Raw genomic sequence first — 13,796 nt, 5'->3', positions numbered from 1 at the left:
TCATTATACTAAAGAATATACATTTTGTTAAGAAAAAAGTTTCAACCTCTTTACTGCATCATTTAATCTAAAGGCTCTGTTAAATATGGCTGTTGATTTCCGCTCCAGGCGCTCGCTTTCCGCGGGTGTGCAGGAGAGCCTCCTCGGCGCTGAAAGCGCCTGTGGGGTTCCCCTGCCCCGTACTCCTACAGGAGCCGAGCGCTTTCCGCTCCAATCAACAGAGTGTAAAAAACAACAATATCGTTTAACAGAACCAAACTAAAAAGAATCCGCAGTCTAAAGCTGCGGATTCTTTTTAGTTAAGGGACCATTAGTATTTGCTGAGGTTTAATAAGATCTGATGTTAAATGATTCAGATTTTTAACTGCCGATACAGATGTATTCTGTTTTTGAGCTATAGAGGATAAGGTGTCCCCTTCTTTGACAATATACTTGTCCAACGTTTGAGAACTGTTTGTACTGTCATTCAGCTGTAAGCGCAGCAGTGAACTCGATGCTAAAACGGAATCGCCAATACTTGCGATTCCTGCCTGGACTGATTCTCCAACATCTGCTTTGCCTAACAGCTGTTCGGGGTCCAAGGCAAATTTTTTATCATATCTCCATTCCAGCTGATGCGCTTCAAAATGTAGATGTGTCCCAGTAGCTTGACCCGTTCTTCCCATCATTCCAATGACATCGCCCTGTTTGACCAATTGACCTTTGGCCACGTTCCGTCTATTTAAGTGTGCATACACAGTTACAAAATGACTTGGATGCTTAACAAAGACTACATTTCCATATGTATTTGAATAATAAGACTTTTCAACTACACCATCCTCAACCGCGAGGATGGGTGTATCTATTCTTCCAGCAATATCAATTCCTTTATGCCTTCCCTGCCTTGTTCCATATGTATCTGAAATGATGCCGTCTGCCGGCCAAATCCAGTGGTCATTGATGACACCTGTGTCTTGTGTCCCTGCTGCTTCCGAATGTTTTCCACCTAAAAATAATAAACTGACACAAAGCGCCATAATAATGGCAATTAAAAATCTCTTTATGTAGTCACGCATTCCTTTCTTTTCCTCCTTGTATATAGTCCTCTCCTCCACACCATATGTTATATGGGTCCTATTTAGAACGAACCAATAGCAAGTTTTATGGGGAGCCTGAGCATATTTGTTATAATTTGGAGACTTATCATATTTTATTCATAAAAAAAAATCAACCACACGGGTTGATCAGAATTTTTATGGTATATTCCGTAAATTAGGTGCAATTGGAACTTTAATTTCTTTCGTTAGATCAAATGGACCAAGGTTTGATAAGGGAGGATCTTTTATGATAACTTTTTCAATGCCAAACTCTTTTGCTGTTAAAAGTAAAGCCTCGAAAGATAACATCGATTCCTGATTATCCTGTAAACTGGCGTTAACATCAAATGAAAGATACATAATTTTATTTGAAATTGAAACATTATCTATTTGAGGTAAAGACAGTAACGAGCTTTTTAGCCCCATTGATTGATCTGTTTTCATTGCTTCAAAAGCAGAATTTATATCACTATACGTTTCAATAGAGGGTGTTAGGAAAGGTAAATTACTGCCCTCAGGAAAATAGAAGAAATAGGCATGATTTTTCTGAGCAGCCACATCGATTTCTTCCTTCCTGCCGAAATTTCCTAACTCTATACCCGGTTGACCATTAGTCGTTAACTTAATTTTTTTACAATCGCTATTGGTTGATATATCCTTCTGTAAAATATCGATAAAATTCGTTTCAGTAGTGGAGCCTTGACCATATTGATGATCGGAAGGAACATCCACTATCACTGTATCTCCATCTTTTTCGAGTTTCATAGTTGCATTTAGAGGATAGAAGTCTGATAGCCCCCACTCCTCCTCCTGTAAATTGGCCATTAACTCGGTATAGAGAGTCAGCCAGGATTGTCCAGAACTCTGATTGGCAATGATTGAAACGGGTATGAGTATCTGAGCTTGTGCATCTGGTACCCAATAGGTTAATACAGTTCCTTTACCAACTTCATCTTCATAAATGGCTGTCTTAACATGTTCCGTTTTAAGCAAATCAGCCTGATGAGTCTTACTAGTTTCCGCTTCTTCGGATGAAGCATTCTCTTTTTTGAAGGAACCGCTGTCCTTTTGTGCAGCTGTATTGCCACTAGACGAGGATTTTTCTTGTGCGCTTTCATGAGAGAAATGGATTCCCCCCATCAACCTAGGCAATAGAATAAATAAAAGAAGCAAGGCTGCTGTAGCAGCAAGGCCTGGTAACACCCATGGTCTAGTCTTTTTTCTTTTAAGAGAAATATTTTGGTAAATGTCACGAGGATCGCGATGATCATGTATTCGGGGCATTTGTCTTAATAGTTGTTCGAGCTCTCTATCGCTCCACTCTGACTTTTTCACTAGTTAATCCCTCCTTTTCACAAGACATTTCCATATGCTTCTTCAAAACTTTTAAGGATCGATGTTGAGTTGTTTTCACTTTACTTTCTGTCCAGCCTAGAACTTTAGCTGTTTCGGATATCGATAAATCCTGTAAATATCGTAGAACGATGACAGACCTCTGATCCACCGTGCAAAATTCTAGACATTTGTATATCCATTTTATCTGTTCATTTTGGATCGTAATCTCCTCTGGAATAGGGTACTCATCCCTAACCTGATTGGTTGACCAATCAAATTTTTCTAGCAAGCGATCCTTCCACCCCTTTTGTTTACGGAAGTAATCGATTGCAACATTTCGAGCAATAGAAAAAAGCCATGTCTTCTCACTACTTTTCCCTTGAAAACGGTGATATGCTTTGAATACCCGAATGTAAACTTCTTGGACTAGATCCTCGGCCTGCTCCTTATTTCTAACCATATAAAATAGAAATTGAAAAACGTCATGATGATATTTTTGATAAAGCTCATCGAAAACGGAGTCCATCAATTCCCCTCCCCGTTCATTAATATTAGTCGATACGTTTATATAGAAAGTTTCACTCATATAAATATAGACTTTTTTTAGATAAAAAGGAAGATATTCTCAGGTAATTTACTACCCTATAGGCTGAAGAAATATACATAAAAAAAGCTCATCTTTATGATGAGCAAGTAGTTAAACTTTGATATTTATGAGGTCTAAAAACCCTGGTCATGGTGCTTCCGCTTTTATTTGTTTCTTGTGAATCAAGAACAATCGGCAAATTTTTTGTAAATATTACTTTTTTCGTGGCAAGAAGAAGGAAAAAGTAGTTCCTTTTCCAATTTTACTTCGAACAGAAATCGTTCCACGATGGGCATCAATGATATTCTTAGCAATGGCAAGTCCTAAACCGGTACCAGCTCTGCCCCTCGTACGAGCCTTGTCTGCTTTATAAAAACGTTCAAATACAAACGGCAAATCCTCTTCTGGTATACCAGAGCCGGAATCCTTCACTTCCATTCTAACCCCTCTGTCTTCTAAAACAGCGGATACTTTTACCTGTCCACCTTTTGGTGTATGTCTCATCGCATTATCGATTAAATTCGTCAGTACTTGCTCGATTCGGTCAGGGTCAAAAAGAACTGGTGAAACATCATTTTCCACATCCGAATTCAATTGGATTTCATTATCTTTGGCTAGACCTTGGAACTTATAAATAATCCGATTGATAAATGCGGACAGGTTAACATCTTCCACAGAGAGATGAATATGTCCAGCCTCCATACGAGCTAAATCCAACAGTTCATTAACAAGCCGCCCCATACGCAAGGATTCATCGTAAATGACTCTTGCCATCTCTTTTTTTTCTTCCTGCGATTCAGCAATATCATCGACTATCGCTTCACTGTAGCCCTGCAGCATTGAAATAGGTGTTCTCAGTTCATGTGAAACATTGGCAATAAAATCTTTCCGCATTTTTTCGAGCTGTCTTTCTTCAGTCATATCCCTAAGTACGGCAACTGCCCCTCGAATAAACCGATTGCTGTAAAGCGGACTAACCAAAATCACCCAGTGGTGCCCTTGAAGTGATATTTCACCCATTTGCTCTTTCTCTGTTTCCAAAGACTTCTGAAAGAGGTCCATAACTTGAGATGGAATGGCTTCAGCATCATTTGTAAATCCGCCTTTTTCGTAATACCAATATTGCAAGAAACGATCTGCAGGAGGATTTGTATTTAATATCGTGCCATCGCGGTTAAAAGTAATTACCCCATCAGCCATACTACTAAGAATACTTGCCAGCTGCTCTTTTTCTTGGCTTAATGCATTCATGTTAAACTTTAATTGTCTTCCCATTTGATTAAATGCTGTTGCCAGTTCTCCAATTTCATCATGTGTTAAAATTGGTACTTTTGTATCGAACTTTCCTCTTGCCACTTCAAAAGCAGCTTCTCTCATCTTTCTAAGTGGAGCTGTGATTCTCGTTGAAAGGAAAAAGGCAAAAATAGTGGTTAAAATAATCGCAACACCAGCAACAAGAAAAATGTATTTCGTTGTTTCATTGGATGTTTCCTTCATCACTTCAAGTGATTGATAAATGAAGACTGCGCCATCTTTTTCACCAGGGAGATTCAAAGGAACACCAATGATGGAAAAACTCGAATCCTCATTGTTGGTTTTTGACGATAAATTAGAAACCTTATCCACAGATTTTTTGTGGTGAAACACAGCTAAAAAGTCTGGATCATGTTTGATATCATCAAAAGATAGCTTTCGATCCTTCTCCGTGTTCGGAGAATAATAGACTTCATCATCGTTTTTAACAATTACTACTTTGGTTACATCATCAATGATCTCCCAAGAAATTTCTAGCCCTAGTGGAAATTTCTCATTGGGATGTGCTTCCAATACCTCAGCAATCTTCTCAGCTGTATTGGTTAAATTATTCTTTGTTTCAAGAATGTTGTGGTTTTGAAAAAGCTCAAGGAGCATCACTGTTAGGATAAAAAGTACAAATGAAACTAAAAAAATGATGGTAAACCAAAGTTTACCTACGACACTTCGTAAAAAGGTCATTCATTAATTACCTCAAATTTGTAACCCACACCCCAAACAGTAACAATCATTCTTGCAGCCTGTTCTGAAACCTTATTTAACTTTTCACGAAGTCGTTTGACATGGGTATCTACAGTTCGTAAATCCCCAAAGAATTCATAATGCCAAACTTCTTTTAATAATTGCTCGCGATCAAACACTTTGTCCGGCGCTTTAGCTAAGAAATATAGCAACTCGTATTCTTTGGGAGTTAAACTTACCTCTTTCCCATCAGCCATTACCCTGTGTGCATCATTATCAATGGTTAAGTGAGTGAAAACAATTACATCTTTTGTAGTAGTTTCTGTTTGTAAATAACTTGTTTGAGATGAGCGTCTCAACAATGCTTTCACACGTAGAACCACTTCCCTAGGGCTGAATGGCTTGACAATATAATCATCTGTCCCAACTTCAAAGCCCTGTACACGGTTGATTTCCTCGCCTTTTGCAGTCAACATAATCACAGGAGTAGCCTTTTTTTCTCTAAGCTCACGGCAGACTTCAATTCCATCCTTACCAGGCATCATTAAGTCAAGCAAAATAACATCATAATCATTAGCAAATGCTTTTGACAAAGCATCATTACCATCTTCCGCTTCGTCAATTATATATTCTTCACGCTCTAAATACATTTTTAATAAACGTCGAATTCTTTCTTCATCATCTACTACTAATATTTTTATGTCTCTTTCCATTATTAATCCCCCCATGGAGTTTATTTTACAAAATGGAACTGAATTTTGCTACATTTTCAAGGTAATTACTCTTTAAAGTGTGTCAATAATTTGACAATTTGATTTTTTTATTAAAATTTCTTGATTTTATAAAAGCCTTCACTTATACAAGTGAAGGCTTATTTGGTTTGGGACACTTTCCTAACCGGCATAGGAATGAAGCCCTGCAATAACAAGATTAACTGCAACCAAATTAAACATAATGATGACAAAGCCAATTACGGCAAGCCATGCTGATTTTTCTCCGTGCCAGCCTTTGGATAAACGAAGATGTAAAAAGGCTGCATAAAAAAGCCAAGTGATTAAAGCCCACACTTCCTTTGGATCCCAGCCCCAAAATCTTGACCAGGCCATCTGCGCCCATATCATCGCAAAAATAAGTGCCCCCAAGGTGAATACAGGAAAACCGATTAATACGGAGCGGTAGCTAATTTCATCAACGAAGTCGAGTTTAATATTTTTCACAAATGGTTTAAGGGCAGCAGCAATCCGTTTGCGTAAAATAGAGCGAATTAATCCATATAAAATTAACCCTCCCATTAACGACCAAATAACTGTATTTAACTTTTTGGCGTTAATGAAAGCTGGTACTTCAACTAATGGTTTAAAAGCATTCTTTGTTAATAATTCTCCATCATGTGGACCGGTAATAGCAGGCATCGTATACGTCAAAGCCGCCTGATTATCATGCTTATCTACCCAATTAAATTTTTCGTGGAAGCCCATTGCCGAAAAGACTGATGAAACTGCCACAAAGCCAAGGACCGTGACAAGGGTGAACATCACAATCTCGAGCCAAAAGGTTTGTTTATTTGACCTTGTTTGATCAATTGCCTTTACAAGATAAATTAATCCAGCAGCAAAACTAATCGCAAGAATGGCCTCTCCCATTGCTGCAGTTGTCACATGAATATGAAGCCAATAACTTTGTAAAGCTGGTATTAAAGGGGTAATCTCTCTTGGAAACATACTTGCATAGGCGATAACCAAGATTGCAACAGGCATGGTAAAGAGTCCAAGTAATGTTGTCCTGTAGATAAAATAAATAACAATAAATGCACCAACAAGAGCCATTCCAAAAAAGGTGGTAAACTCAAACATATTACTTACTGGAGCATGACCTGCTGCAATCCATCTAGTGATAAAGTAACCGAGTTGAGAAATGAAACCCACTATTGTCAAGGAAACAGCAATTTTTCCCCATGTGTTTGTTTCTGTTTTTTCACTCGGCCCATTCTTCGATTTAATTGATCCCCCGTAAAATAATGTTGCAATTAAATAAAGAATAAAAGCAATAAATAATAAATTACTACTTAATGTCGCCAACTAGTCTACCTCCTTATCCAAATTATCCTTTTGCTGTTGATCTTCTGGGATGTCAAATTTGGTATCTTTTATAACTGCCTCAATTTCTCTCTTTAAGCCGTACCAATTTTTATTGGTATGAGCCGCAATCCATACTTGTCCGTTTTTATTTTGAACCCATATCCGGCGATGGTTCCAATAGGCCCCTTGCATAACACCAATCATAAAGATAATCCCGCCTAAAATAATCACCCATAACGATGAGTCTTTTCGAACGGTAAATCCTGAAACATTTTTGGTTTCAATTCCTTGAAACGCCATTTTATAAGTGTTTTCTCCCAATGGCTCAAGCGTTTGTTTAATAGCTACAAAACTTGTTTCAGGTTTAGATTTATCCGGAGTAACCATCTGAAACACGAAGGCAGGGTTATTAGGGAGCCTTGATTTTGTTGATGGCTCGTTATTTTTATCAAATTCGAAGTCTGGAAAATAATTAATGATCTTTACGGAATAACCGTTACCTAAATCATAATTAGCTTTTGGGTCCTCAAGATCAATATTCACTTCTCCAAACGCCTGGCCTGTCTTTTTATTAGCCAGCACAAACGACATTGTCTTTAACTCACTGCGATACGATGACTGAAAGACAGAATAGCCATTAAAATCTAATGGGTGATTGACTCTGACTTTATATTCCTTAAGCTTTTTAAGTTCCGGTTCCTCACCTGGAAGATTTTTGCTGACACGTTCGTATAAAACAACATTCGATTGGTAATTTTTAACGACTTGGCCCGCTTGCTCGATCGCCTTTTCAAATGTTTTATCTTTGTTTTTATCATAATGCTGCAGTATAAATTTATTATTTTTTAGATAGTATTTTTCACCTGTTTCAGGGACGACAGCTGTTTCTCCTTCCTTTACCCACAGATTTTCATTTACATAAAATCCTGGAATAAATCGGAGCATCGCACCTAATAAGAAGATAATTAAGCCAACATGATTAATATATGGGCCCCAGCGTGAAAAACGGCCTTTTTCTGCTAACAGGTCGCCATTTTCTTCCCGAACCTGATAGCGTTTTTCTTTTAAATGATTTCTGATAATAGTGAAATCCTTATCGTCTGCGTGCTCTGTCACACCAAAAATCCGCTGTCGTCTTAAAAAACCTTCATGTCTTGTTACCCTTTGTGCTTTTAAGGCTTTATAAAGTGGTACTACTCTGTCAAGACTGCAAATAACTAAAGAAATACCAATCATCGCAATTAATAATAAATACCACCAAGAACCATATAAATCATGCAAACCTAGTTGGTAATATAGTTTCCCGAACCAGCCATATTCCTGCTCATAATACACTTCCGGAGGAAGATTAATATACATTTTTTGTGGAAGGATGGTTCCAAGGGTGGATGCTAGTAACGTGATCACAATCAGCCAAATCCCGACCTTGACTGATGAAAAAAAGTTCCAAATTTTATCTATAATCGTCTTATTGTATGTTTGTGAACGGCGTGCACTTCCCTCATAGCGCATGTCAAGAAGTTCTTTATTATTTTGCTCTTGTTCATCCAGCACTTTTCCACAGGCTTCACACAACACGGTTCCATGCGGATTCACATGACCGCATTCACATTTAACATCGTTCATTGTAAAAACTCCCTCAGGTCCCTTAAGGTTTTATTTGCTCCATAAATTCCTTTACCTTGTTTTCAGTTAGTTCGCCCGTATAATATTTGACTACCTTTCCGTTCTTGTCCACTAAGAATGTTGCCGGTAAAAGGTCAATTCCGTAAACATTCATTACTTCCTTTTCAGTGTCAATCATGATTGGAAAGTTTAACCCAAGGCGTTCGGCAAATTGATTTACAGCAAGCTTTGGTTCCTGAATATCTACACTCAAAACCTGAACACCTTTATCCTTATATTGCATGTACTGATTATTGATATACGGCATTTCTTTCTTACATGGAGGACACCAAGTTCCCCAAAAGTTTAAAAATACCCCTTGCCCGCGATATTCGGAGAGACGATGTTTATGCCCCTGCATATCAATTAAAGCAAAATCTGGAGCTGTGTCCCCAACCGCAACTTTTTGTTTTGTATCTTCTGTAAGATTAGCATAAAGTGAATAGGCAACGGCAGCACCTAATACAACTAATATAAGCGTTCTTATTACTAATCGCCGTCTTTTCATACATTCCCCTCCAGTAAATCACCCAACACATTTGTCTAAAATTATAGCATTTTGCAACAAATTCATATTGTTAACACAATAAACCAAATGTGACCATTTTATGAATTGTTCTTCGACTGGTCCATCGCAAGGGCCCTCAGCTGTTTCACCTCATGTGGTGTCAATTCTCTTGCTTCCCCTGCTTTCAAGCCGCCCAGTGTTAAAAACCCATAACGTTCACGCTTTAATTTTATGACTTCATTACCAATTGCCTCAAACATCCTTCTAACCTGACGATTTCGGCCTTCATGAATGGCGATCTCAACTATCGCTGTCTGCTTCTTATTATCTGCTGAGAGAAGCTTCACTTTAGCAGGTGCGGTTTTACCATCCTCGAGACGAATTCCTCTCTGTAATTTCCTTAAATTTTCCCTTAATGGAATTCCTTTCGTCTTAGCCACATAAACTTTGTCAATTTCGTTCTTAGGGTGCATTAATAAATTGGCAAATTCGCCGTCATTGGTTAAGATTAATAATCCCGAAGTATCATAATCCAGCCGGCCGACAGGAAAAATTCTTTCTTTAAAATGAGAAAAATAATCGGTAACTACCTTCCTCCCTTTGTCATCGCTTACACTTGAAATCACACCTCTTGGTTTATAGAGAAGAAAATAAACAGGCTCTTCCTTCTCAATCTGCACTTCATTAACCTCAACTTTATCGGAAGGCGATACCTTCAAGCCTAATTCTGTTACCACTTTGCCATTTACTTTAACTTTGCCTTCTTTAATAAGTTCCTCGGACTTTCTCCTAGAGGCAATTCCAGCTCGAGCGATAACCTTTTGCAATCTTTCCATTATTTCACCTCAAAAATTCTATTTGTTGCAACCATTGTTAGTAGTAAAGAGATTTATTCCAAATTGACCACGAAAAAAAATCACTATTCTATCCTAATGAATTATGACACAATTTCTCCACTTTTCAAAGTAACGGGCATTAATTACACAAAAAAAGCATGTTCCAATCGGAACATACCAAGATCGCATTTATTAGGTTGTACCAAAAATGAGGGCTACTACTAAAATCGAGACAATAATCCCGACTACATCTGCTAGAAGGCCCACCTTTAGAGCATCTCCCATTTTCTTTATTCCGACTGCACCAAAGTAAACGGTTAATACATAGAAGGTAGTATCCGTACTTCCTTGAAGGACAGATGCAAGTCGTCCAATAAAGGAATCAGGACCATAAACTGCAATTAGATCACTTGTCATTCCTAATGCTGCCGTCCCTGAAATCGGTCTGATAATGAGCAATGGCACAATCTCGGCTGGTACCCCCATTGTTCTCATAAAAGGTCTTAACCAGTTCATTAACGCGTCCAATGCACCTGATGCGCGGAAAATGGAGATGGCTACAAGCATCCCCACCAAGAAAGGAATGATCGATACAGCAATCTTAATTCCTTCTTTTCCACCCTCAACAAAGCTTTCATAGGTCGGTACCCGCTTATACGTTCCATACAATAAAATAATTCCTATCAGTAAAGGAATAAAAGTTAGCGAAATATACGAAATGAACCCCATAACTTCATCATCCTTTTCGACTTCTGCGATAATAAAAATAGCGGTCAATCAGTATTGCACCTATTGCTGAGAGAATGGTAGCAATAATGGTTGGAACAACAATCTCTGTTGGCGATCCCGAATGATAGTTTATTCTTATCGCAATTACGGTTGTCGGGATTATGGTAATACTGGCAGTATTAAGGGCCAAAAAGGTCACCATACTTCTAGAGGCTTCAGGTTTCCCTCCATTTAATCTTTTCAGTTCTTCCATTGCTTTAATTCCAAGAGGGGTTGCCGCATTTCCTAAACCAAACATGTTAGAAATCATATTAGATAGGATATAGCCCATTGCAGGGTGATTGGCAGGTACATCGGGAAATATTCTTTTTACAATCGGTCTGAAAAGTTTCGTAAGCTTCTGAAGTAGTCCTGATTCCTCAGCAATACGCATCATACCAAGCCAAAAAACAAGGACGCTGATTAACCCAATACATAAAATAACTGCTTCTTTGGCTCCATCAAAAACAGCTTTATTGACTGCTTCCATGGTGCCGTTTATTAGTGCAAAGACGATACCAATTATAGTCATAGCAACCCATATATAGTTAACCATTGACGTTCACACCAATAACTGATAGAAACATTTCTTTTATAGATCTAAGCAATCCCTTCTTCTTCTTTTTTCTGAACCTTTTCGAAATAAATTGGAGCTTCTTCGACAACTCTGCCATTCAAATAAACTTCAGCCTTACCCACGATGGTCTCATTGTGGGAGGCAATCAGGTTTTTACTAGGCTTTTCCAATTTATATTTAATCGAAAATTGGTCCATCTCCTTACTCGTTACCGGGTACATAATCGACTTTTTGAGAAATAAATGGCCTTTATAAAGTTTGTTTTTGGATATATCCACCTTTCCCTTTGTTAACACTTCCGCCATATCGAAACCTTTAAATCCGTTTTCGTACATAGAAATATGGTCATTCCAATCATCCGAATCGTTTAAGGTTACAGCAATTAAGTCCATATCTCCTTTTGTTGCGGTTGTCACTAATGTCCGTTTTGCTCGTTTTGTGTATCCTGTTTTTCCGCCAGTAGCAAATTTATATTTGGTTAGGAGGCGATTTTTGTTTCTCCATACTCGATCCCAATCTTCAGTGGGGTTCGGAGCACGGTAGACCTTTGTGCCTGATATTTTCTGAAAGGTTTTATTTTGCATCGCATAACGCATTAAGATGGCCATATCATAGGCGGTTGAATAATGATTTTCATGATCATCTAGTCCATGTGGGTTGGCAAAATGGGTATCATACATCCCTATTTCCCTTGCCTTCTGGTTCATTAAATAAGCAAAGCCTTCTACACTTCCGCCAACATACTCAGCAATAGCCACTGCCGTGTCGTTTCCAGACCTCAGCATTAAGCCGTAGACAAGGTCTTTAAGTTTAATCTTTTCACCGGGTTTTAAATAAACTGAAGACCCTTCAGCTCTTGTTGCTTGTTCACTCACCTTTACATACTGGTTCATTTTTCCCGATTCAATCGCAAGGATAGCCGTCATGATTTTGGTGATACTTGCGATTCTTCTCTTTGTATGTGCATCCTTTTCAAACAAGACCCGCCCAGATTTTTGTTCAATCAATACGGCACTCGCAGCACTTACACCAGGGGAAGCAGCAGCCTTTTGAGGAATGTTTACGATCAAGAGTGAGATCATGAGGGTTATAATAACTAGCTTTGAAATCAGTCTCATCAGATTAACCTCGTCTCCTTTATATCTATCAACTTGTCTAACTTCAGCGCCAGGCAAGGCGCTTCCGCTTTTCTACTATCCAGCTCCAGCGCCTAGGGGCTCGGGGTCATAAGCCAATCCGTCAAGAAGGCTAAAGGACAGCCTTCTCGTCGGCTCGTCTTATGCCTGTCGCCCCTGGTCAAGGCGCTTCCGCTTTTATTGTTTGTACAAGTTTATGCTGGACGAGTTATGTTATGACACTAAATAAAGAAAACTCGCCGATTAGCGAGTTTCTAAATTAAAATGCCGGCCATTTTATGTCGGCTGCTTTTTCATATCTCATTTCTACATCATGCCAATTTACTAGATTCCACCACTTGTCAACATATTCACTTCGATTGTTTTTGTATTGCAGGTAATAAGCATGCTCCCATACATCCAAAACAAGTAATGGAATTGTATCCCATTGTGTTAGGAGATTATGACGCTCAGTTTGAAGGACCTCCAAGTGCCTTGCTCTTGGACTCCAAACCAGTATTGCCCAGCCAACACCCTCTACTTGCTTGGCAGCCTCTGAAAATTGACGCTTGAAGGCATTAAAGCTTCCGAAATAATTGTCTATTTCTTCTTTTAGTAAACCTTGTGGATTACCGCCGCCATTTGGACTCATGTTATTCCAAAAAATCGTATGCAAATAATGGCCTGATCCGTGAAACGAAAGCTCTCTTGACCAATGCTTAACCAACGAAAAGTCATTCGTTTCCCTAGCTTTCTTTAAATTAACTTCAGCACGATTTAATCCGTCCACATAGGAACGGTGATGCCTGTCATGATGCAGCTTCATGATTTCCCCATTAATGTACGGTTCTAAGGCGTTATAGTCGTAGGGAAGATCCGGTAATGAATGTCCACCGGGTGGGAGTGTTTTTTCCACCACCCAAATCTTACCTACTTCTTGTTTATTCCTGAAATAATATTCCATTTGCTGATGAATAGTTTCTGCCTTTGCTTGAAGACTGATCAGCTCCTCGTTAGATAGTTCTCGATTCGTACTTTCAATTAATTCCGTAAATTCATCTAATTTATCCCATAATTCCGCGTCTTGACCTACCTGTTCAGATTGAAGAAATTGTTTCATTTGCTCATTCCAAACAAATAATTCGTTCACATAATTGCTAAAACGTCCCATCTGATTCCCTCATTTCAGCTTTTAAGTAATCTTTTTAAGGTTATGAGAGACTAAAGGGAATAAGAACGAGAAAAGACTGTCCAACG

The 13,796-nt window shown here is 38.6% G+C and carries 13 protein-coding genes; all 13 read right to left on the bottom strand.

The genetic code is table 11. The annotated features are described in order from the left end of the window. Positions 1-299: 299 nt before the first annotated feature. The 13 genes from ACZ9EE_RS25255 to ACZ9EE_RS25195 all read right to left on the bottom strand — a co-directional run bounded on the left by ACZ9EE_RS25255 (position 300) and on the right by ACZ9EE_RS25195 (position 13,710). A complete protein-coding gene (locus ACZ9EE_RS25255; protein ID WP_476031374.1) occupies positions 300-1,055 on the bottom strand; it encodes a peptidoglycan DD-metalloendopeptidase family protein in 756 nt (251 codons plus the stop codon). 177 nt (positions 1,056-1,232) lie between these two features. After that, positions 1,233-2,411: a hypothetical protein gene (locus tag ACZ9EE_RS25250; RefSeq protein ID WP_476031373.1), complete on the bottom strand. Its 1,179-nt coding sequence runs from the start codon at positions 2,409-2,411 to the stop codon at positions 1,233-1,235. Beyond that, positions 2,386-2,937 (bottom strand): RNA polymerase sigma factor SigX, encoded by a 552-nt coding sequence (gene sigX / locus ACZ9EE_RS25245; protein ID WP_476031372.1) that lies wholly within the window; start codon positions 2,935-2,937, stop codon positions 2,386-2,388. The genes ACZ9EE_RS25250 and sigX overlap by 26 nt, the downstream gene beginning before the upstream one ends. 273 nt (positions 2,938-3,210) lie before the next feature. Then, positions 3,211-4,992 carry an ATP-binding protein gene (locus ACZ9EE_RS25240; protein ID WP_476031371.1) on the bottom strand — a complete coding sequence of 594 codons (1,782 nt, stop codon included), beginning with the start codon at positions 4,990-4,992 and terminating at the stop codon, positions 3,211-3,213. Further along, complete coding sequence (locus ACZ9EE_RS25235) at positions 4,989-5,705, bottom strand: response regulator transcription factor (protein ID WP_476031370.1); 717 nt, start codon at positions 5,703-5,705, stop codon at positions 4,989-4,991. Before ACZ9EE_RS25235 ends, ACZ9EE_RS25240 begins: the two co-directional genes overlap by 4 nt. A gap of 180 nt (positions 5,706-5,885) precedes the next feature. Beyond that, positions 5,886-7,070 (bottom strand): c-type cytochrome biogenesis protein CcsB, encoded by a 1,185-nt coding sequence (ccsB, locus tag ACZ9EE_RS25230; RefSeq protein ID WP_476031369.1) that lies wholly within the window; start codon positions 7,068-7,070, stop codon positions 5,886-5,888. Next, positions 7,071-8,696 carry a cytochrome c biogenesis protein ResB gene (gene resB / locus ACZ9EE_RS25225; RefSeq protein WP_476031368.1) on the bottom strand — a complete coding sequence of 542 codons (1,626 nt, stop codon included), beginning with the start codon at positions 8,694-8,696 and terminating at the stop codon, positions 7,071-7,073. Positions 8,697-8,718: 22 nt separating this feature from the next. Next, on the bottom strand, positions 8,719-9,243 hold the full coding sequence (gene resA, locus ACZ9EE_RS25220) for a thiol-disulfide oxidoreductase ResA (protein ID WP_476031367.1): 525 nt from the start codon (positions 9,241-9,243) through the stop codon (positions 8,719-8,721). A 98-nt stretch (positions 9,244-9,341) separates the two neighbouring features. Next, entirely contained in the window at positions 9,342-10,079 is a 738-nt protein-coding gene (gene rluB, locus ACZ9EE_RS25215) for a 23S rRNA pseudouridine(2605) synthase RluB (protein ID WP_476031366.1), read from the bottom strand. A gap of 192 nt (positions 10,080-10,271) precedes the next feature. Next, on the bottom strand, positions 10,272-10,808 hold the full coding sequence (locus tag ACZ9EE_RS25210; protein ID WP_476033089.1) for a spore maturation protein: 537 nt from the start codon (positions 10,806-10,808) through the stop codon (positions 10,272-10,274). A 7-nt stretch (positions 10,809-10,815) separates the two neighbouring features. Then, on the bottom strand, positions 10,816-11,403 hold the full coding sequence (locus ACZ9EE_RS25205) for a nucleoside recognition domain-containing protein (RefSeq protein ID WP_476031365.1): 588 nt from the start codon (positions 11,401-11,403) through the stop codon (positions 10,816-10,818). 44 nt (positions 11,404-11,447) lie between these two features. Next, on the bottom strand, positions 11,448-12,542 hold the full coding sequence (locus ACZ9EE_RS25200) for a D-alanyl-D-alanine carboxypeptidase family protein (protein WP_476031364.1): 1,095 nt from the start codon (positions 12,540-12,542) through the stop codon (positions 11,448-11,450). Between the two features lie 277 nt (positions 12,543-12,819). Continuing rightward, positions 12,820-13,710, bottom strand: coding sequence for a superoxide dismutase (locus ACZ9EE_RS25195; RefSeq protein WP_476031363.1), 891 nt, complete (start codon positions 13,708-13,710; stop codon positions 12,820-12,822). Positions 13,711-13,796: the final 86 nt, after the last annotated feature.

This window comes from Bacillus sp. URHA0034, assembly GCF_056280405.1.
Note: the sequence above shows the minus strand (reverse complement) of the source record. Positions and strands in the feature narration are given on the sequence as shown.